This is a genomic window from Burkholderia sp. Ac-20384, from assembly GCF_017104605.1.
Classification (GTDB): domain Bacteria; phylum Pseudomonadota; class Gammaproteobacteria; order Burkholderiales; family Burkholderiaceae; genus Burkholderia; species Burkholderia lata.
Window position 1 is genome coordinate 1 of sequence record NZ_JAAGPE010000121.1, and the last position, 20753, is coordinate 20753.

21 protein-coding genes are annotated in these 20753 nt (G+C 65.3%); 11 read left to right on the forward strand and 10 right to left on the reverse strand.

The genetic code is table 11. The features are described from left to right. The 5 genes from G3O00_RS21930 to G3O00_RS21950 form a co-directional block, all read left to right on the forward strand. On the forward strand, positions 1-649 hold a 649-nt coding region (locus G3O00_RS21930; RefSeq protein WP_206144319.1), incomplete at its 5' end, for an MFS transporter. 81 nt (positions 650-730) lie between these two features. After that, positions 731-1075, forward strand: a complete 345-nt coding sequence (locus G3O00_RS21935; protein ID WP_011350804.1) for an MmcQ/YjbR family DNA-binding protein — start codon at positions 731-733, stop codon at positions 1073-1075. 417 nt (positions 1076-1492) lie between these two features. Continuing rightward, the gene (gabP, locus tag G3O00_RS21940) at positions 1493-2884 is read left to right on the forward strand and encodes a GABA permease (protein WP_174936009.1); all 1392 of its coding nucleotides are present in this window, start codon (positions 1493-1495) and stop codon (positions 2882-2884) included. A gap of 247 nt (positions 2885-3131) precedes the next feature. Continuing rightward, positions 3132-4100 carry an alpha/beta fold hydrolase gene (locus G3O00_RS21945; RefSeq protein WP_346778991.1) on the forward strand — a complete coding sequence of 323 codons (969 nt, stop codon included), beginning with the start codon at positions 3132-3134 and terminating at the stop codon, positions 4098-4100. Positions 4101-4139: 39 nt separating this feature from the next. Beyond that, the gene (locus G3O00_RS21950; RefSeq protein ID WP_174936011.1) at positions 4140-5198 is read left to right on the forward strand and encodes a radical SAM protein; all 1059 of its coding nucleotides are present in this window, start codon (positions 4140-4142) and stop codon (positions 5196-5198) included. A 124-nt stretch (positions 5199-5322) separates the two neighbouring features. On the opposite strand, the gene ychF is transcribed toward G3O00_RS21950, so the two are convergent. Further along, a complete protein-coding gene (gene ychF, locus G3O00_RS21955) occupies positions 5323-6417 on the reverse strand; it encodes a redox-regulated ATPase YchF (RefSeq protein ID WP_011350807.1) in 1095 nt (364 codons plus the stop codon). Positions 6418-6663: 246 nt separating this feature from the next. On the opposite strand from ychF, the gene G3O00_RS21960 reads away from it, so the two are divergent. The 4 genes from G3O00_RS21960 (at position 6664) to G3O00_RS21975 (ending at position 11307) form a co-directional block, all read left to right on the forward strand. Next, positions 6664-7842 carry a UbiH/UbiF family hydroxylase gene (locus tag G3O00_RS21960; protein WP_011350808.1) on the forward strand — a complete coding sequence of 393 codons (1179 nt, stop codon included), beginning with the start codon at positions 6664-6666 and terminating at the stop codon, positions 7840-7842. 89 nt (positions 7843-7931) lie between these two features. Beyond that, positions 7932-8660 (forward strand): DsbC family protein, encoded by a 729-nt coding sequence (locus tag G3O00_RS21965; RefSeq protein WP_011350809.1) that lies wholly within the window; start codon positions 7932-7934, stop codon positions 8658-8660. 103 nt (positions 8661-8763) lie between these two features. After that, the gene (locus G3O00_RS21970; protein WP_206144320.1) at positions 8764-10563 is read left to right on the forward strand and encodes a PDZ domain-containing protein; all 1800 of its coding nucleotides are present in this window, start codon (positions 8764-8766) and stop codon (positions 10561-10563) included. Positions 10564-10710: 147 nt separating this feature from the next. Then, positions 10711-11307: an NAD(P)H-dependent oxidoreductase gene (locus G3O00_RS21975; protein ID WP_011350811.1), complete on the forward strand. Its 597-nt coding sequence runs from the start codon at positions 10711-10713 to the stop codon at positions 11305-11307. Between the two features lie 119 nt (positions 11308-11426). On the opposite strand, the gene G3O00_RS21980 is transcribed toward G3O00_RS21975, so the two are convergent. The 8 genes from G3O00_RS21980 to rpe all read right to left on the reverse strand — a co-directional run bounded on the left by G3O00_RS21980 (position 11427) and on the right by rpe (position 18741). Then, on the reverse strand, positions 11427-12332 hold the full coding sequence (locus G3O00_RS21980) for a uracil-DNA glycosylase (protein WP_206144321.1): 906 nt from the start codon (positions 12330-12332) through the stop codon (positions 11427-11429). A gap of 12 nt (positions 12333-12344) precedes the next feature. Then, complete coding sequence (locus tag G3O00_RS21985; protein ID WP_206144322.1) at positions 12345-12971, reverse strand: CYTH domain-containing protein; 627 nt, start codon at positions 12969-12971, stop codon at positions 12345-12347. Next, positions 12971-13756 carry an indole-3-glycerol phosphate synthase TrpC gene (gene trpC, locus G3O00_RS21990; protein ID WP_206144323.1) on the reverse strand — a complete coding sequence of 262 codons (786 nt, stop codon included), beginning with the start codon at positions 13754-13756 and terminating at the stop codon, positions 12971-12973. Before trpC ends, G3O00_RS21985 begins: the two co-directional genes overlap by 1 nt. A gap of 29 nt (positions 13757-13785) precedes the next feature. Then, entirely contained in the window at positions 13786-14817 is a 1032-nt protein-coding gene (gene trpD / locus G3O00_RS21995; RefSeq protein ID WP_206144324.1) for an anthranilate phosphoribosyltransferase, read from the reverse strand. 13 nt (positions 14818-14830) lie between these two features. Continuing rightward, positions 14831-15421, reverse strand: coding sequence for an aminodeoxychorismate/anthranilate synthase component II (locus tag G3O00_RS22000; protein WP_011350816.1), 591 nt, complete (start codon positions 15419-15421; stop codon positions 14831-14833). A 13-nt stretch (positions 15422-15434) separates the two neighbouring features. Next, complete coding sequence (gene trpE / locus G3O00_RS22005; protein ID WP_011350817.1) at positions 15435-16928, reverse strand: anthranilate synthase component I; 1494 nt, start codon at positions 16926-16928, stop codon at positions 15435-15437. Positions 16929-17285: 357 nt separating this feature from the next. Further along, entirely contained in the window at positions 17286-18050 is a 765-nt protein-coding gene (locus G3O00_RS22010) for a phosphoglycolate phosphatase (RefSeq protein ID WP_174936021.1), read from the reverse strand. A gap of 4 nt (positions 18051-18054) precedes the next feature. Next, entirely contained in the window at positions 18055-18741 is a 687-nt protein-coding gene (rpe, locus tag G3O00_RS22015) for a ribulose-phosphate 3-epimerase (protein ID WP_011883156.1), read from the reverse strand. Positions 18742-18919: 178 nt separating this feature from the next. Between rpe and apaG the strand changes: the two genes are divergently transcribed. Next, the gene (apaG, locus tag G3O00_RS22020) at positions 18920-19294 is read left to right on the forward strand and encodes a Co2+/Mg2+ efflux protein ApaG (protein WP_011350820.1); all 375 of its coding nucleotides are present in this window, start codon (positions 18920-18922) and stop codon (positions 19292-19294) included. 30 nt (positions 19295-19324) lie between these two features. Here apaG and G3O00_RS43460 read toward each other — a convergent pair whose 3' ends face one another. Next, a complete protein-coding gene (locus G3O00_RS43460) occupies positions 19325-19468 on the reverse strand; it encodes a hypothetical protein (protein WP_240462024.1) in 144 nt (47 codons plus the stop codon). A 28-nt stretch (positions 19469-19496) separates the two neighbouring features. Here G3O00_RS43460 and G3O00_RS22025 point away from each other — a divergent pair, with 28 nt between their 5' ends. Next, complete coding sequence (locus tag G3O00_RS22025) at positions 19497-20621, forward strand: MltA domain-containing protein (protein ID WP_241025284.1); 1125 nt, start codon at positions 19497-19499, stop codon at positions 20619-20621. Positions 20622-20753 lie beyond the last annotated feature (132 nt).

Below are 20753 nucleotides of genomic sequence, written 5' to 3' on the forward strand. Positions count from 1 at the left end.
GGTGTCCGGTGCCGTGGCGGGCCGCACGCCGGTCGCCGCTTCGGCGCCTGCCGGCGCGACGGTGCGCGAAGCCGTCACGTCGCGCCCGTTCGCGAGCCTCTACGCGGCATGCCTCATTTGCTCGTTCGGCGTGTTCGTCCCGTTCGTTCATCTCGTGCCGTACGCGCTCGATCATGGCGTCTCGTCATCGACGGCCGTGCTGCTGCTCGGCGCGATCGGTGTCGGCAGCACGGCCGGCCGTTTCTTCCTCGGCGGCCTCGCCGACCGCTTCGGCCGCCGCACTTCGCTGCTTGCGATGTTCGCGGGCATGGCCGTCGCGCTCGTCGCGTGGGCCGGCGCCGGCACCGTCGCGACGCTTGCGGCATTCGCACTCGTGTTCGGCGTGTTCTACGGCGGCTGGGTCGCGGTGCTGCCGGCGGTCGTGATGGACTATTTCGGCGGCCGCAACGTGAGCGGGATCATCGGCGTGCTTTATACGAGCGTCGCATTCGGCACGCTGATCGGACCGACCGCGGCCGGCTTCATCTACGACGCGGGCGGCGGCTATCTCGTGCCGATCCTGGCCAGCGCCGCCGCCAATGCGATCGCCTTCGCGATCGTCGCGACGACGGGGCGTGCGTCGACAGCCGCCCGTGCGGCGCGCGGATAGGTGCGTTTCGGCCGGTGCGCCGTCGCGAATTCCGGTAGGGTGGCCGGATCGTGAATCGAAGGCATCCAGCCAGGGGGCCCCATGACATTCGATGAAGTCCGGCAGATCGCACTGGCGTGGCGCGGCGTCGAGGAAGGCACGTCGTACGGCACGCCCGCACTCAGGGTGAAGGGCAAGATGCTCGCGCGGCTGCGCGAGGACGGCGACACGCTCGTCGTGAAGGGTGTCGGCCCCGACGAGCGTGCGTGGCTGATCGAATCGGAACCCGACGTGTATTACGTGACGGATCACTATGTCGGCTGGCCGATCGTGCTGGTGCGGCTGTCGGCGGCCCACCCGGACGCCGTGAAAAACCTGCTTCTGCGAGAATGGCAGGCCGTCGTCCCCGCCAAATGGCGCGACGAGATGGCGCGCGGCACGCGCTGACGCGCCGGTTGCGTCTGGCTGGCCCTGCATCGTCGGATGCTTTCGGCGCACTCGCGAACCATCGCAAACGGGTACAAGCGTTGCATCGATCGACGTCGATGCAACAAGTGGTTCCATCGAAATTCTTCAATTGGTTCTTAGTGAAGAACCGTTTGATGCTTACACTCCTTCGCTTCGAAGGCAGCTGACGAAAGCCGACGGAAAGGGCGCACGCGATGCGCCGGCGCCCTGCGCGCCGCATCGTACCTGCAGCTTCGCAGACTGCATCGCGCACCGTTTCCGGAACGGCCCCCGATCCGGCTCCGCGCCTGCATCCCGTGCAGGCGCCGCATCCGGCCCGGCTCAAGAACCACAATCCCCCGTGCTGCCTTCACGCGATACCCGGCCATACCGGAACCGTTTTTTGGAGAGAGACAGATGAGTGGAAGCAACACAGGCCTCGGTACGGGCCTGAAGCAGCGGCACGTGACGATGATGTCGATTGCCGGCGTGATCGGCGCAGGCCTGTTCGTCGGCTCCGGCCACGCCATCGCCGAAGCCGGCCCGGCGTCGATCCTCGCGTATGCAATCGCGGGTGTGCTGGTCGTGCTGGTGATGCGCATGCTCGGCGAGATGGCCGTCGCGCATCCGGACAGCGGTTCGTTCTCCACCTATGCCGATCGCGCGATCGGCCATTGGGCCGGTTTCTCGATCGGCTGGCTGTACTGGTGGTTCTGGGTGCTCGTGATTCCGATCGAGGCGACCGCCGCCGCGACCATCCTCAATGCCTGGTTCCCCGGTGTTGCAACCTGGGTCTTCGCACTCGGCATCACGCTGGTGCTGACGGTGACCAACCTCTTTTCGGTCAAGAACTACGGCGAATTCGAATTCTGGTTTGCGCTGATCAAGGTCGTCGCGATCGTCGTGTTCCTGTGCATCGGCGGTGCGGCGATCGTCGGCATCATTCCGGCGCCGGCGGTGTCGGGCGTGTCGAACCTGTTCGTGCATGACGGCTTCATGCCGCACGGCGCCGGCGCGGTGCTCGCGGCGATGCTGACGACGATGTTCTCGTTCCTCGGCACCGAGATCGTGACGATCGCGGCCGCCGAATCGGACAACCCGCAACGCCAGATCGTGCGCGCGACCAACTCGGTGATCTGGCGCATCACGCTGTTCTATCTCGGCTCGATTCTCGTCGTCGCGGCCATCGTGCCGTGGAACGATCCGCTGCTGCCGAAGCACGGCTCGTATCAGCGTGCGATGGAACTGATCGGCATCCCGAACGCGAAGGCGATCATCGACGTGATCGTGCTCGTGTCGGTCGCGAGCTGCCTGAATTCGGCGCTGTACACCGCGTCGCGGATGCTGTTCTCGCTGTCCAAGCGCAAGGACGCACCGGCGTTCCTGCACCGCACCGATTCGACCGGGACGCCGCGCGCGGCCGTGCTCGCATCGACCGCGTTCGGTTTCGTGACCGTGATCGCGAACTACCTGATGCCGGAACAGGTGTTCGGCTTCCTGCTGGCGACGTCGGGTGCGATCGCGCTGCTCGTGTATCTCGTGATCGCGATTTCGCAACTGCGGATGCGCAAGACGCTCGAATCGACCGGCGCGGACCTGACGCTGCGGATGTGGCTGTTCCCGTGGCTCACGTGGTTGGTGATCCTGTTCATCTGCGGCACGCTGACCGTGATGCTCGTGAGCGAGGATCACCGGATGGAAGTGGGTGCGACGGCAGTGTTGGCGCTGATCGTGCTGCTCGCGTCGTGGCTGAACAAGCGTGGCCGCGATGCGCAGGCGAGTGAAGGTCGGCGCGTGTCGGCGATGTGATGGAGTGAAGTGATGGCGGGCGGAAAGCCTGCGTCACGAAAAATGGCCCGATCGGCGTTTGCCGGTCGGGCCATTTGCGTTTTTATCCGATGCGGCGGAAAAAATCGACGCGCGACTCGTCGTCAGAGGCAAGAAGCAACGCGCAACTAGCGCGTAATAATCGAACTCGTCTGATTTCATCAACAAAGACTTGCTCTTACATTGGTTGCTTCGATTACCGAGGTGAATCGATGGATGAATCAATTGGGTGTCCTTTGTTGATGATCGCCACTATCAGGCAGGGCCTGATATCCAATTGCGCGATCGATACGCCTTGTCGTTCGTCGACTGTATCGAAGTCGAAACAATGACCGAGCGTTCGACACCGCGCGTCAGCATTGCTTTCGCCGCCCGCGACGGATTCCAGCTCAAGGGAACCTATTTCCCGGCGTCCGACGGCGATCGTTCTCCCGTGCTAATCTGCCCCGCGACAGGAATCCGACAATCCTTTTATTTCCCGTTCGCGGATTGGCTGCGCAAAGACGGCCATTCGACGTTTGTATTCGATTATCGGGGGATCGGTGCGTCGCTCGGTACGAATCACGTTCGCCAATCCCGAGCGCGGAAACAGGATTGGGGGCAACTCGACATGCCCGCGGCGCTCGAGTGGCTCCTTGGCGAAACCGGTGCGCACGACGCACATTTGATCGGACATAGCGCAGGCGCGCAACTAGTCGGCCTGATGCCGAATCATGCGTCGGTTCGTTCGTTGTGCGCCATCTCTGCGTCTTCCGGGTTTGTCGGCAACATTCGCTGGCCAAAGCGTTTCGCGGCCCTGCTGCTTGCGCATATGTATGTGCCGATCTCCGTTCGGTTGCTCGGTTACGTTCCGGCCAGGGTACTCGGCTGGGGCGATGATCTGCCGCCGTGTATCGGACTTCAGTGGGCCCGATGGTGCCGTCGGCCGGGATATGTGGCGAACGAATTCGGAGCAGGGGTGGCACGCCACTACTACGACAAATTTACCGCTCCCGTCACCATTGTGGCCGCAACCGACGATCCGCTTGCCACGCCGGCCAATATCGCAGATTGGCTGCGCCTGCTGCCGAGCGCCAGGTCCGACGTCCACTTCATCCATCCAGAAAATCCCGACGGCCGCGCAATTGGGCACGTCGGCATGTTCCGCCGCGAGCATTCGTCGCTGTGGCCGGAACTCACCAGAGGGTTGCGGCGCTGATAGCGCGTGTCGTTTGCATCCTCGCATCAGGAGACCACGATGGATGATTCAACTGAAATGAAATCGCGCTTCAAGGCCGTCAGAAATGAGGCGAAGGAGACGCGCGCGTCGCTTTACCACCTTACGAATCAATGCAACCTGCGTTGCAAGGGCTGCTGGTTTTTCGAGAACGAATTCGATACGGCATCGCAGGAGTTAAGCGATACGCAACGCCTTGAGCAGCGTGTGAGGGAGGAAGCTGCGCGCGGGATAAATGCGCCGCTATTGATTGGCGGTGAACCCGCATTGCATCTCGATCGGATACAGATGTTTCGGAAACACATGCCGAAAGTATCAGTGTCGACGAATGGGCTTCGAAAAATCCCGTATGAAGATTTCGAGGACATCACCATCGCCGTTTCCGTATTTGGCGGTGGGCCGCTCGACGACGAATTGCGTGCGATCGGTCCGAACGGGAAACGCTTCACCGGCTTGTTCGACAAGGCACTGGCAAACTATCGCGACGACGAACGTGCGGGTTTTGTCTATGCAGTGACGATTGATGGTATTGCGTACATTGAGGAAACGGTGCGCAAGATTCGAGATAACGGAAATCGATTGCTGTTCAATTACTACAGTCCCTATGACGTTGACGGCCCGCTACGTCGACGAGGAGAGGAGCGGTTGCTGGACGTCCTGCTCGACTTGAAGGCGAAATACCCCGAAACCATTGCAAGCCATCCCTATTATCTGACGGCCTTGATGCGGGGTGAGACCGCCTGGGGAGCATTCAATGGTGCAAGTTGTCCGAGCGTTAGCGAGGATCATCCGCAGAACGTGGATCGGTTCGCATCGGGGTGGCCCGCGCTACCCAGGTTCAATGCGTATCGCGCCGACTTTGTCTCGCTTGCGCGCTGTTGTACGTCCGGAGAATGCGCGAAGTGTCGCGACAGCCAGGCCGTGATTTCCTGGTTGCTGGTCAACGCCAGACATGTCCTACAGGAAGACGACGGACTCCGGACATGGACGGAGGTTGCGGAAAGCTATTTCAGTCAGTTTGTCTGGTCGAAATACCATCCGCGCAACCGTATCGAGCGCGTGTCGATTTGCACAATGTAATGAGGTGACATCGGGCGGTCAGCTTGCCACCACAGACAAGCAGAACCAGTCATGACAAGGCCGGTGCACCGAAAAGAAAAAAGCCCGCATAAGCGGGCTTTTCACTGAGACGATAACGCGACGCTCAGACGTTGAACAGGAAGTTCATCACGTCGCCGTCGTGCACGACATATTCCTTCCCTTCCGCGCGCATCTTGCCGGCTTCCTTCGCGCCTTGCTCGCCCTTGAACGTGACGTAGTCGTCGAACGCGATCGTCTGTGCGCGGATGAAGCCGCGCTCGAAGTCGGTGTGGATCACGCCGGCCGCCTGCGGTGCCGTGTCGCCGATATGGATCGTCCACGCACGCACTTCCTTCACGCCTGCGGTGAAGTAGGTCTGCAGGCCGAGCAGCTTGAAGCCCGCGCGGATCACGCGGTCGAGGCCCGGCTCCTGCATGCCCATGTCGGCGAGGAACGCTTCCTTGTCCGCATCGTCGAGATCGGCGATTTCCGCCTCGATCGCCGCGCACACGGCCACGACCGGCGCATTCTCGCTTTCCGCGTACTTGCGGACCGCGTCGAGGTGCGGGTTGTTCTCGAAACCGTCGTCCTTCACGTTGGCGACATACATCGTCGGCTTCGCGGTAATCAGGCAGAACGGCTTGAGCAGCGCCTCTTCGTCGTCCGACAGCGTGAGGCCGCGCACGGCCTTGCCCTGGTCGAGCTGCGCGCGCACCTTCTCGAGCACGGCGACGAGCTTGCCCGCTTCCTTGTCGTTGCCCGACTTCGCCGCCTTCGAATAACGCGTGAGCGCCTTCTCGACGGTGCCGAGGTCGGCGAGCGCGAGTTCGGTGTTGATCACTTCGATGTCATCGATCGGGCTGACCTTGCCAGCGACGTGAATGACGTTCTCGTCTTCGAAGCAGCGCACGACGTGCGTGATCGCGTCGGTTTCGCGGATGTTCGCGAGGAACTGGTTGCCGAGGCCTTCACCCTTGCTTGCGCCCGCGACGAGGCCCGCGATGTCGACGAATTCGACGACGGCCGGCACGACACGCTCCGGCTTGACGATCTCGGAGAGCGCCTTCAGGCGCGTATCGGGCACTTCGACGATACCGACGTTCGGCTCGATCGTGCAGAACGGGTAGTTCTCGGCGGCGATGCCGGCCTTGGTCAGCGCATTGAACAGGGTGGACTTGCCGACGTTGGGCAAGCCGACGATGCCGCATTTGAGACTCATGGAATCCTTCGGACGGGTAAGGCGGCGCGGCCGGACAGGGCACGGCGGCGCGGGAAAAAAGGGCGGCCGGCGCTTGGGACGCGGCGGGCCGACGGTCAAAGGCGCTATTGTACCGTGCCGGCGCCCCGGATTCCGGGCTGGCGCCGAACGGCCGATGCGACGGGCCGCCGCGCCGCGGCATCGGCCTGCGATTCTGCTGATTTCCCGCAAAGTCCGGCCGCGTAAGGGTTTGGCCCCGCGGCTATAATGCCCGCCATGACTGCCCACCACACCTTCGACGTCGCCGTGGTCGGCGGCGGGCTCGTCGGCAAGACGGCCGCGCTCGCGCTGACCCAGTCCGGCTACAAGACAGCCTTGCTCGCCCAGCCGGCCACGCCGCGCCCCGCCGATCTCGCATTCGACACGCGCGTCTACGCACTGTCCACCAGTTCGCAGGCGCTGCTCGAGCGGCTGCGGGTCTGGCAGGCGCTCGATCACAGCCGGCTCGCACCGGTCTACGACATGCGCGTGTACGGCGATGCCCACGCGGAACTGCATTTCTCCGCGTACCAGGCTTCCGTGCCGCAGCTCGCGTGGATCGCCGAATCGTCGCTGGTCGAGGCGTCGCTCGACGCCGCACTGCGGTTTCAGCCGAATCTCACGTGGTTCGACGCGCGCGCACAGGGCTTCGACGTGCGCGACGACGCGGCCGTGCTCACGCTGTCGTCGGGGCAGGTGCTGGAAGCAGACCTCATCGTCGGCGCCGATGGCGCGCATTCATGGGTGCGCTCGCAAATGGGGGCCAAAGTCGAGCGACGCGACTACCGGCAAACCGGCGTCGTCGCGAACTTCAAGGCGTCGTTGCCGCACCGCGAGACGGCCTACCAGTGGTTCCACGAAGGCGAGATCGTCGCGCTGTTGCCGCTGCCGGACGGCCATGTGTCGCTCGTCTGGTCCGCGCACACCGCGCATGCAGACGAATTGCTCGCGCTCGACCCGGCGCAGCTCGCGGCCGAGGTCGAGCGCGTGTCGCATGGGCAGGTCGGCACCCTCGACTGCGTGACGCCGGCCGCCGGCTTCCCGCTGGCGCTGCAGACGGTCGACAAGCTGATCGCGCCGCGCGTCGCGCTCGTCGGCGATGCCGCGCACCTGATCCACCCGCTCGCGGGGCAGGGGATGAACCTCGGGCTGCGCGACGTCGCGGCGCTTGCCGATGCGATCGCCGGTAAGGAAAGCTTCCGCAACCTCGGCGATACGGTGCTGCTGCGTCGCTACGAGCGTTCGCGCCGCGAGGACATCCGTGCGCTGATGGTCGCGACCGACGGGCTGCAGCGGCTGTTCGCGGTGCCGGGCTCGCTCGCGAAGGCCGTGCGCAACGCGGGCATGGCCTTCGTCGGCGCGCAGCCGCTGGTAAAGCGCTGGCTCGTGTCGGCCGCGCTCGGCTGATCGAACCTTCCGCCGCTTCGCGGGTCGGACACGGTTCGTTACGGCGTACACTGTGCCGTGCACACCGATTGAGCTGAAGGAAGATTTCGATGAAAAAAACGATCCGCATCGCGTCGCTGGCGCTGGCCGTCACGATGGCGACGCTTGGCTGCACCGCGCAGGCCGACCAGACCACCGACAAGCTGAAAGCGACGCTGCAGGCCCGTCTCGGCAGCGACGCGCCGATCAAGAGCGTGTCGAAAGCGCCGGTCGCCGGCCTTTACGAAGTGAACCTCGGCTCGCAGATCATCTATAGCGATGCGGCAGGCGACTACGTTCTGCTCGGCGATCTCGTCGACACCAAGACGCACAAGAACCTGACCGACGCTCGCCTGTCCGAAATCAACAAGATCGACTTCGCGAGCCTGCCGTTCGCGAATGCGATCAAGGTCGTCAAGGGCAACGGCGCCCGCAAGATCGCGGTGTTCTCCGATCCGAACTGCCCGTACTGCAAGAAGCTCGAGACGACGCTGCAGTCGGTCGACAACGTGACCGTCTACACGTTCCTGTACCCGGTGCTGTCGCCGGATTCGACCGCGAAGTCGAAGGCGATCTGGTGTGCGACCGACCGCGCGAAAACGTGGCAGAGCTGGATGCTCGACCATCGCGCACCGTCCGGCGCCGGTAGCTGCGATACCACCGCGCTCGACAAGAACCTCGCGCTCGGCCGCGGGATGAATGTCACGGGCACGCCGACGATCTTCCTGCCGGACGGCCGTCGCCTGCCGGGCGCCGTGTCGGCCGACCAGCTCAATCAGGCGCTCGCCTCGAGCAAGTAACCGACCACACGCCGGGCCGCATGGCCTGGCCAGCGAGGGGCGCCCGCATCTGCCGGCGCCTCTCTTCGTTTCCGCCGCCGTATTCGACCGACCGATTGCCACGATGACCCAGCCGATCCGCTATTCGATTGTCCCGAAAGATCTTGCCGCGCACCTGTTCGAAGTGTCGGTGACGGTCACCGATCCCGACCCCGAAGGCCAGCGCTTTTCGCTGCCGGTGTGGATCCCGGGCAGCTACCTCGTGCGCGAGTTCGCGCGCAACATCGTGACGCTCGGCGCATTCAACGACGCGGGCCGCAAGGTGCGGATCGCGAAGACCGACAAGCACACGTGGCAGGCCGCACCCGTGAGCGGCGCGCTGACGCTGCGCTACGACGTGTATGCATGGGACCTGTCGGTGCGCTCCGCGTATCTCGACGAATCGGGCGGCTTCTTCAACGCGACGGCCGTGTTCCTGAGCGTCGCCGGCCGTGAGGACGCGCCGTGTGAAGTCGACATCGCGAAGCCGGCCGGCGCGGCGTTCCGCGCGTGGCGTGTCGGCACGTCGCTGCCCGAGGGGCGCGGCACCAAGCGTTATGCGTTCGGCGCCTACCGCGCGTCGAACTACGACGAGCTCTCCGACCATCCGGTGACGATCGGCGAATTCGCGCTCGCGACGTTCGATGCGCACGGTGTGCCGCACGACATCGTGATCGCGGGGCGTGTGACGCAGCTCGACATGGAGCGCCTGCGCACCGACCTGAAGCGCGTGTGCGAAGCGCAGATCGCGCTGTTCGAGCCGAAATCGAAGAAGGCGCCGATGGACCGCTACGTGTTCATGACGCTGGCGGTCAGCGACGGCTACGGCGGCCTCGAGCACCGCGCGTCGACCGCGCTGATCTGCAACCGCACCGACCTGCCGGTGAAGGGGCGGCCCGAAACGACGGAAGGCTATCGCACGTATCTCGGTCTCTGCAGCCACGAGTACTTCCACACGTGGAACGTGAAGCGCATCAAGCCGGCGGCGTTCGTGCCGTACGACCTGTCGAAGGAAAACTACACGTCGCTGCTGTGGCTGTTCGAAGGCTTCACGTCGTATTACGACGACCTGATGCTGGTGCGCAGCGGGCTGATGTCGCAGGACGAATATTTCGCGGCGCTCGGCCGCACGGTCGGCGGTGTGCTGCGCGGCACGGGGCGCCTGAAGCAGAGCGTCGCCGACAGCTCGTTCGACGCGTGGATCAAGTACTACCGCCAGGACGAGAACGCGACCAACGCGATCGTCAGCTACTACACGAAGGGTTCGCTCGTCGCGCTCGCCTTCGATCTCGCGATCCGCGCACAAACGCGCAACAAGAAGTCGCTCGACGACGTGATGCGCCTGCTGTGGCAGCGCTACGGCCGCGACTTCTACCGCGGCAAGCAGGCGGGCGTCGAGGAAGACGAAGTCGAGGCGCTGATCGAAGAGGCGACGGGCGTTGCGCTCGGCCGTCTGTTCGCCGATGCCGTGCACGGCACGCGCGACCTGCCGCTCGCCGAACTGCTCGCACCGTTCGGCGTGACGCTCGCGCCCGATGTCGCGAACGGCGCGACCGCGAAGCCGACGATCGGCGCGCGCCTGCGCGGCGGCGCGGACTGCACGTTCGCTGCTGTCTACGAAGGCGGCGCCGCACATCGCGCGGGGCTGTCGGCCGGCGACACGCTGATTGCGGTCGACGGACTGCGCGTCACGGGCACCAACCTCGACGCACTGCTCGCGCGCTACCGGCCGGGTGACAAGGTCGAGGTTCACGCGTTCCGGCGCGACGAGCTGCGCACCGCGAAACTGAAGCTCGACGGCCCGGAAGTCACGCGCTACCGGTTGACGGCGGCGGCGAAGCCGGCTGCGGTCTCGAAGGCCCGGGAGGCCTGGCTGAAGGGTTGAGCGGTTTGAAGCGGGTATCGGGGCGCGATCAAGGATTGTTCTGCTGCTGCAACAATCCGTCGCCTTGAACCCGCTTTTTCGCGGTCATGCGGCCACGCACAATGGCGTCACTCGCGCTACCAAAGCGCAACCCTACTGGAGCCTGACATGACGACCATTCTGCAAATCAATTCCGCTGCACGTTCGCAAGGTGCGCAATCCACGCTGCTGGCCAACGAACTGACGGCAAAGCTGCAACAATCGAACCCCGGCGCGAAGGTCGTGGTTCGCGACTTGCTGGCCGATGCGCTGCCGCACCTCGACGAATCGGTGCTCGGCGCGTTCTTCACGCCGGCCGACAAGCGCACCGCGGAACAGAATGCGATCGTCGCGAAGAGCGATGCACTGATCGCAGAACTGCAAGCAGCCGACGTCATCGTGATCGGCGCACCGATGTACAACTTCGGCATCTCGTCGCAACTGAAGACGTACTTCGACTGGATCGCACGTGCAGGTGTCACGTTCCGCTACACCGAGAACGGTCCGGAAGGCCTGATCAAGGGCAAGAAGGTTCACGTGGTGACGGCCCGTGGCGGCAAGTACGCCGGTACGCCGAACGACAGCCAGACCCCGTATCTGCGTACGTTCCTCGGCTTCGTCGGCATGACCGACGTGAACTTCATCTTCGCGGAAGGCCTGAACCTCGGCCCGGATGCGCAAAGCGCCGCGCTGGCCGGCGCACGCGAAGCGATCGCCGCCGCGTAAGGTCGATGCGGGTGCGCCGCACCCGCAGCATCGCCCGATAAAAAAACGCCGCGTCCCGAAGGGGGCGCGGCGTTTTTGCATGCCGGCTGGCGTGGCCGAAAGAATCGGCGGCGCGGCCGTTATGCGAGCGTTTCGGCCACTTCCGGCAGGCGCCAGTCGATCGGTTCGCGGTCTGCCTCGACCAGATAGTCGTTCGCGAGCGCGAAATGGCGGCAGCCGAGGAAGCCACGGTGCGCGGACAGCGGCGACGGATGCGGCGCCTCGAGCACGCAGTGCGCGCTTGCGTCGAACAGCGCGCGCTTCGCCTGCGCGTGTGCGCCCCACAGCATGAACACGAGCCCGCGATGGCGGCCGGCGAGTTCGCGGATCAGCGTGTCCGTGCACTGTTCCCAGCCGCGCTTCGCATGGCTCGCTGCGGCACCGCGCTCGACCGTGAGCACCGTGTTGAGCAGCAGCACGCCCTGGCGTGCCCAGGTGTCGAGGCAGCCGTGGCGCGGCGTGTCATGACCGAAGTTCGCGGCGATTTCCTTGAAGATGTTGCGCAGCGACGGCGGGGTGCGCACGGCCGGCGGCACCGAGAACGCGAGCCCGTGAGCCTGCGGCGTGCCGCGATCGTCGCCGTGGTACGGATCCTGGCCGAGGATCACGACTTTGACGTCGTCCGGGCTCGTCAGGCGCAGCGCGCGGAACACGTCGGTCGGGTAGACCGTCTTGCCGGCCGCACGCTCGTCATCGACGAAGCGGCACAGCGGCGCGTACGCGTCGCTGTCGGTAAAGGGTTTCAGCACGTCGCGCCACACGGTCGGCAGCGCGTCGAATTGCGCGGCGAGGTGCGGAACGTCGGCGGCAGCGGGCTGGGGTGCCGTGGGGGCCGCAGCCGGAGCAGCGGCTTTCTTTGCGGGCTTGCGTCCGGCCGCGGGCGCTTCGGGCGCCGGGGACGGAATATCGGCCGGTGCCGTTTCCGGCACGGGATCGTCGAACAGCGACGCCTGTTGCGGCGCGCGGGAAGTCTTGCGGGTTGCCATGCGTGATGCGGGTTATTGCGCGCGCAGCCGGTAGCCGCGCTGCGCCTTGCTGATGTTGTCGGGAGCGAGGCCCGGCAGCGCTTGCTGCAGTTCGGCGGCGAGCGTTGCGAGCGCCGCTTCCGGGCCGTCGATCAGTTCGAGTTCGATTTCGCTGATCGGTTCGCGGCGCGTTTCGTGTTCCGCCTGGACGACGATCTCGCCGAGGTCCACCGCGGCTTCGACGGTCGCGCCGCCGATTGCGATGCGCCACAGCGTACGCGAAAAATCCGTGCGGAACAGCGCCGACAGCGTGCCGGCCGCGTCATTCAGCGCGGCGGCGGCTTCCGGCACGTCGCAGGCCGCGACGAGCGCGTCGATCTCGAGCGCATCGCCGGCGACCGGCAGTTCCCATTCGTGGCGGCGATGCAGGCCGCCTTCCGCGCTGCCGACCGTCTTGAACGTCTGCAACCAGCCTTGCGGCGCGCGGCGCACGCGCACTGCGCTCTTCGAGCGGGCCAGCGCGAGATCGGGCGTGTCGTAATAGACGTTCGCGAGCGTGATGTCGTGACCGGGTTCGCCGGTCAGCGTCTCGAAGAAGCGTCGCGCGGCGTCGACCTGGCCGGCCGGCAGCGCGAGCTTGATTTCCTTTTCGATCGCCATCAGAAGAACATCCGTGCGAGTTCTTCGCCCGGCTGGTCGGCGCGCATGAACGCTTCGCCGACGAGGAACGTGTTCACGTTTGCCGCACGCATCGTGTCGACGTCGGTGCGCGACAGGATGCCCGATTCGGTCACGACGATGCGGTCCGACGGAATCATGTCGAGCATGTCGAGCGTGGTCTGGATCGACGTCTCGAACGTGCGCAGGTTGCGGTTGTTGATGCCGAGCAGCGGCGTCTTGAGCGTCAGCGCCTGTTCCATCTCGTTGCGGTCGTGGACTTCGACCAGCACCGCGAGGCCGAGCGAGTGCGCATACGCTTCGAGATCCTGCATCAGCGGCGTGTCGAGCGCGGCGGCGATCAGCAGGATCGCGTCGGCGCCCATCGCGCGTGCTTCGATGATCTGGTACGCGTCGACGATGAAGTCCTTGCGCAGCACGGGCAGCGTGCAGGCCGCGCGCGCTTCCTCGAGATAGCGGACGCTGCCCTGGAAGAACTGTTCGTCGGTCAGCACCGACAGGCACGCGGCGCCGTGCTCGGCATACGAACGCGCGATGTCGGCCGGCACGAAATGCTCGCGCAGCACGCCTTTCGACGGGCTGGCTTTCTTGATTTCGGAAATCACGGCCGCGTGGCCGGCCGCATGCTTCGCGCGCAGTGCGCCGACGAAGTCGCGCAGGTCGCGTGCCGATGCTTCCAGTTTCAGTGCCTCGAGCGGCGCGCTGCGCATGGCCGCTGCGACTTCTTCGCGCTTGACGGCGATGATTCGGTCGAGAATGTCGCTCATGTGGATTCCTGCTTGATTCGTAAGGGGAGTCAGCGCTTGAACTGCTGCGTGAAGCGCACGAGTTCGTCGACTTTCGCGCGGGCCTTGCCGCTCGCGATCGCTTCGCGCGCGAGCTGGATGCCGTCGGCGATCGATTCGGCGACGTTCGCCGCATAGAGTGCGGTGCCCGCGTTCAGCGTGACGATCTCGCGCGCGACGCTCGGCTGGTTGTCCAGCGCGCCGAGCAGCATCGTGCGCGATTCGTCGGCATTTTCCACCTTCAGCGTGCGGTTCGACACCATCTGCAGGCCGAAGTCTTCCGGATGGATCTCGTATTCGTGCACCTTGCCGTCGCGCAGCTCGCCGACGAGCGTTGCCGCGCCGAGCGATACCTCGTCCATCCCGTCCTTGCCGTACACGACGAGCACATGCTGCGCGCCCAGACGCTGCATCACGCGCACCTGGATGCCGACGAGGTCGGGGTGGAACACGCCCATCAACTGGTTCGGCGCGCCGGCCGGATTGGTCAGCGGGCCGAGGATGTTGAAGATCGTGCGCACGCCGAGCTCGCGGCGCACGGCCGCGATGTTCTTCATCGCCGGGTGATGGTTCGGCGCGAACATGAAGCCCATGCCCGTTTCGGCGATCGATGCGGCAACCTGGTCGGACTGCAGGTCGATGTTCACGCCGAGCGCCTCGAGCACGTCGGCGCTGCCGGACTTGCTCGATACGCCGCGGTTGCCGTGCTTCGCGACTTTCGCGCCGGCCGCGGCCGTGACGAACATCGACGCGGTCGAGATGTTGAACGTGTGCGAGCCGTCGCCGCCGGTGCCGACGATGTCGACGAAGTTCGAGTTGTCCTGCACCTCGACGTGATTCGCGAATTCGCGCATCACGGTTGCGGCGGCGGCGATCTCGCCGATCGTCTCCTTCTTGACGCGCAGCCCGGTGACGATCGCGGCCGCCATCACGGGCGACATGTCGCCGCGCATGATGAGCCGCATCAGGTGCAGCATCTCGTCGTGGAAGATTTCGCGGTGTTCGATCGTGCGCTGCAGCGCTTCCTGCGGGGTAATCGTCATCGTGAGGCTCCCGTCAGGCGGCTTGCGCGGCCGCGGCGCGTGCCTGTTTCAGGAAATTCTCGAGCAGCGCGTGGCCATGCTCGGACAGGATCGATTCCGGGTGGAACTGCACACCTTCGATCGGCAGCGTCTTGTGGCGCACGCCCATGATTTCGCCGTCGTCGGTCCACGCGGACACCTCGAGGCAGTCGGGCAGCGATTCCCGCTCGATCGCGAGCGAGTGATAGCGCGTGACGTCGAAGTGCTTCGGCAGGTCGGCGAATACACCACTGCAGTCGGTTTCGATCTTGCTCACCTTGCCGTGCATGATGGTTTTCGCGCGCACGACGCGGCCGCCGAAGGCCTCGCCGATCGCCTGATGGCCGAGGCAGACGCCGAGGATCGGCTTCTTGCCCGCGAATTCCTTCAGCACGTCGAGCGTGATGCCCGCGTGCTGCGGGTTGCTCGGGCCTGGCGACAGGCAGATCGCATCGGGATTCAGGCTCGCGATTTCGTCGAGCGTGATTTCGTCGTTGCGGTAGGTGCGTACGTCCTCGCCGAGTTCGCCGAAGTACTGGACCAGGTTGTAGGTAAACGAGTCGTAATTGTCGATCATGAGCAGCATGGTCAGTCTCCGGTCAGAAGTCGCTATCGAGGCCGTCCTGGACCTGTTCGGCCGCACGCAGCACTGCGCGCGCCTTGTTCTCGGTCTCTTGCCATTCGGATTCGGGCACCGAATCCGCGACGACGCCGGCCGCCGCTTGCACGTACAGGTTGCCGTTGTGGATCAGGCCCGTGCGGATCGCGATCGCGAGATCCATCTCGCCCGAGAACGACAGGTAGCCGACGGCACCGCCGTACAACCCGCGCTTGACCGGCTCGAGCTCGTCGATCAGTTCCATCGCGCGTACCTTCGGCGCACCGGACAGCGTGCCGGCCGGGAACGTCGCGCGCAGCACGTCGTAGTTCGTCATGCCGGGCTTCAGCTTGCCTTCGACCGAGCTGACGATGTGCTGCACGTGCGAGTATTTCTCGATGACCATCTGGTCGGTCACGTGCACCGAGCCGATTTCCGCGATGCGGCCGACGTCGTTGCGCGCGAGGTCGATCAGCATCACGTGCTCGGCGATCTCCTTCGGATCGTTGAGCAGCTCGGTCGCGAGTTCCGCGTCGCGCTCGGGCGTGTTGCCGCGCGGGCGCGTGCCGGCCAGCGGGCGGATCGTGACGATCTGGTCTTCGCCGCGCTTTTCCTGGCGCACGAGGATTTCCGGCGATGCACCGACCACGTGGAAATCGCCGAAGTTGTAGTAGTACATGTACGGCGACGGGTTCAGCGAACGCAGTGCGCGATACAGCGACAGCGGATTGTCGCGGTACGGCTTCGTCAGACGCTGGCCGACCTGGATCTGCATCAGCTCGCCGGCCGCGATGTATTCCTTCGCCTGGCGCACGGCGGCCAGATAGTCGTCTTTCTTGAACTCGCGGAACGTCTCGGTGCGCACGCTCGCCGACGTGACCGGCGGCTGCACGGTCGTGCGCAGGCGCTGCTTCAGTTCGCGCAGGCGCTGCTTCGCCTTCGTATAGGCTTCGGCCTGGCTCGGGTCGGCGTAGATGATCAGGTACAGCTTGCCGGCGAGGTTGTCGATGACCGCCACTTCCTCGGTCAGCAGCAACTGGATATCGGGCAGGCCGAGATCGTCGCGCGGCGTGGTGTTCGCGAGCTTCTTCTCGATGTAACGCACCGCGTCGTAGCCGAAATAGCCGGCGAGACCACCGCAGAAGCGCGGCAGGCCCGGGCGCTGCGCCACCTTGAAGCGCGCCTGGAACGATTCGATGAACTGGAACGGGTCGCCGTCATGCGTCTCGACGACCTGGCCGTCGCGCACGACTTCCGACACGCCGTTGCGGGTACGCACGAGCGTACGGGCGGGCAGGCCGATGAACGAATAGCGGCCGAAGCGTTCACCGCCGACCACCGATTCGAGCAGGAACGAGTTGGCGCCCGAGCGTTCGGGTTGGGCCAGCTTCAGGTAGAGGGACAGCGGCGTTTCGAGATCGGCGAGGGCTTCCGCGATCAGCGGGATGCGGTTGTAGCCTTCGTTCGCGAGCGATTGAAATTCGAGTTCGGTCATGTTCCGGTCCTGTTCGGGACGAGCGGCGCGTGCGCCAGGGATCACTTGACGCTGCGCGGGGTGCCGTCGGCGAAAGGGCGGTCGATCGAGAAGTGCCTGTTGCCGGCCGGCACTCCGGGCGTGAACGTCGCGAGCCTGCGGCCGAGCCTGAACGCAAGCGTTCGGACGCGGTAGAACTCGAGGTGGTGCGACGATCGGCGCGCGGATGCGCAGCGAGATAAAAAACGGCGCTGAAGACGTGCTTCAGCGTACCTCATCGAAGAGGTTAGCGCGACCAGCGACGCCAGGGCCAGGCTCCCCGGTCGATGCTGCTCAGACTCCGTTTTTTATTCAGAAACATGCAGATGGAAGAAATAATCAGAGGGTTGGCCGGCCGGCGTTGTGCGCGGAGATCGCGCGAGCTGCGACCAGCAACGAATCGACTATACCATCCGAATTTATCGTTTGTATAGCTTTGCCATGGTTGTAGCCGTACGGCACCGTCAGCGTCGCCATCCCGGCCGCGCGGCCCGCCAGCGCATCGTTTTCCGAGTCGCCGATCGCGACTGCCGCATCCGGTGCGACACCGAGCGCGTTGCAGGCCGTCAGCATCGGCAACGGGTCGGGCTTCTTGCGCGCGACGCTGTCGCCGCCGAGCACGATGCCGAAGCAATCGGCCAGCCCGTACTGCTCGAGCAGCTCGACCGCGAAGCGGTGCGGCTTGTTCGTCACGCACGCGAGCCGGATGCCGGCTGCGCGCAGCGCGTCGAGGCCGGCGGCCACGTCCGGATAGAGGCGCGTGTGGCGGCCGTTGATCTTCGCGTACTCGGTCTGGTAAATCGCCAGCGCGTCGTCGAAGCGCGCGTGCGCTTCGTCGGCCGGGAAGCGCGGCTTCAGCACGCTCTGGATCAGGTGTTCGGAGCCCTTGCCGACGTAGCCGATCACCTCGTCGCGCGACGTGGCCGGTGCGCCGAGCTGCGCGAGCATCCCGTTCAGGCCGGCCGTGAAATCGTCGGCCGTATCGACCATGGTGCCGTCGAGATCGATCAGCGCCGCGTCGATGCGCGGCGTGGCGAAGCGGATCGGGGCGGCTTCCGTGGCGGCCCCGGCCGGCGCATGACCGGCGAGCGACGAGTCGGCCACGGCGTCAGCTCCGCTCGACGGTAGCGAGCGCGGCGCGCATCTCGTCGATCACCTTGCGGTAGTCGGGCTTGCCGAAGATCGCCGAACCCGCGACGAAGGTGTCGGCACCGGCCGCTGCGATTTCCGCGATGTTGTCGGTCTTCACGCCGCCGTCGACCTCGAGCAGGATCTCACGGCCGGTGCGCTCGGTGTACGCGTCGATGCGTGCACGTGCTTCGCGCAGCTTGTTCAGCGTTTCCGGAATGAACGACTGGCCGCCGAAACCCGGGTTGACCGACATCAGCAGCACGAAGTCGAGACGATCCATCACGTGGTCGAGGTAGTTCAGCGGCGTGGCCGGGTTGAACACGAGGCCGGCCTTGCAGCCGTGGTCGCGGATCAGCGACAGCGTGCGGTCGATGTGATCGGAGCCTTCCGGGTGGAAGCTGATCAGGTTTGCACCGGCCTTCGCAAAATCGGGCACGATCCGGTCGACCGGGCGCACCATCAGGTGCACGTCGATCGGCACCTGCACGTGCGGGCGGATCGCTTCGCACACGAGCGGGCCGATCGTCAGGTTCGGCACATAATGGTTGTCCATCACGTCGAAGTGGATCCAGTCGGCGCCGGCGGCGACGACGTTACGGACTTCTTCGCCGAGCCGAGCGAAATCGGCCGACAGGATGCTGGGAGCGATGCGGAATTGGGTCATGGCAGGGGAGCGGGGACGTAGCGGCGCAAAACCGCCATTCTACCGTTCGGCGACCCGATGCGCGGCGGCGGGCTGTGCGGGCGAGGCCCGATTGCGCATAGAATGCCGAACCAGTGCGGCGCGCCCGCGGCCCCGTTGCCCATGCCGGCGCGGGCAGTCATCTTCCAGCGGAAACACCATGAGTCAGTATCAGTTCACCGTTTCGGTGAAAACCAGCTACTTGCCGGAACAATCCGACCCCGATCGCCGTCAATACGCATTCGCGTACACGCTGACGATCCGCAACACGGGACAGGTCGCGGCGCAGTTGATCGCGCGTCACTGGATCATCACGGACAGCGAGAACCACGTGCAGGAAGTGAAGGGGCTCGGCGTCGTCGGGCACCAGCCGCTGCTGCAACCGGGCGAGCACTTCGAGTACACGAGCTGGGCCGTGATCGCGACGCCGGTCGGCACGATGCGTGGCGCGTACTTCTGCGTGGCGGAAGATGGCGAGCGTTTCGAGGCGCCGGTCGACGAGTTCGCACTGCACATGCCGCGCACGCTGCATTGAGCGTGCGGAGCGCGTCAGGGCGTCAGGGCGTTAGCGCGGCTGGCGGTCGTTGCTGCGGGCGTGCTTCTTTCTGCCCGACGACGTCCACACGACGATGAAGATCAGCAGGGCAAGCGCTACGAAGGCTTCGAGCGCGAAAATGAGCATCGGATATTGGTCGAGAAAATCTGACATGGCGGTTTCCATCAAGAACGGACATTGTATGTGGTTTGGGCCCCGGTTGGCCGGGTGGGTTGCGGCGGCCGCGGCAGCGGCGCTGCTTGCGGCTTGTGGCGGTACGCCGACGCGGACGTCGTCGCTGAAGCCGCCGACCGGCGCGGCGATCGTGCCGGGTCAGGTCGCCGCGAAGCGGCTCACGCCGGTCGCGTGGCAGCAGGTGCCGGGCTGGCAGGACGATTCGCTGATCGGTGCGACCGCCGCGCTGCGGCAGAACTGCGTGCGGCTCGCGCGCCAGCCGGCCTGGGCACGCGCTTGCGCTGCCGCCGACCGGCTCGACGAGCTCGACGTCAGCAGTGCACGTACGTTCTTCGAAACGTATTTCACGCCGTTCCAGCTCGCGAATACCGACGGGACGCTCGACGGGCTCGTGACCGGCTATTACGAGCCGCTGCTGCATGGTTCGCGAGTGCGCCGCGGCCCGTATCAGTACGCGCTCTATCGCTGGCCTTCCGGTTATCGCGCGGGCGCCGCACTGCCGGCACGCGCGCAGCTCGAACGCGCCGGCATCCTGAACGGCAACGAACTCGTGTGGGTCGACGACCCGATCGAAGCGTTCTTCCTGCAGGTGCAGGGCTCGGGACGCGTGCTGCTCGACGACGGTTCGGTGATGCGGGTCGGCTTCGGCGGCACCAACAACCAGCCGTACCGCTCGATCGGCAAGTGGCTGCTCGATCGCGGCGAGCTGACGCCGGCCCAGGCGACGATGCAGGGCATCAAGGCGTGGGCGAAGGCGAACCCGACCCGCGTCGACGCGTTGCTCGACACGAACCCGCGATTCGTGTTCTTCCGCGACATGCCGACCAAGGAAGATGCGCCGCATGGTGGCGCGGACGGCCCGATCGGCGCGCTGGGCGTGCCGCTGACGCCGGAGCGTTCGATCGCTGTCGATCCGTCGTCGATCCCGCTCGGCACCCCGGTGTTCCTGCAGACCACGCGCCCACTGACGAATACGCCGATGAACCGGCTCGTGTTCGCGCAGGATACGGGCTCAGCGATCAAGGGCGGCGTTCGGGCCGACTACTTCTGGGGGCTCGGCGACGATGCAGGCGATCAGGCAGGGCGGATGAAACAGGTTGGCCGGATGTGGCTGCTGTTCCCGAATTCGTGATGTGAGGCGGCGCGGGTGGCTTCGGTTGCTCGGGTCGCCGCCGATACATTCGACGCGGTATTCGTGGACGCGACGGTATGCTTGGGGTGCGTCGCCCTGATCGTGAGGGCGCCCGTGCGGTGTCAGCTTTCG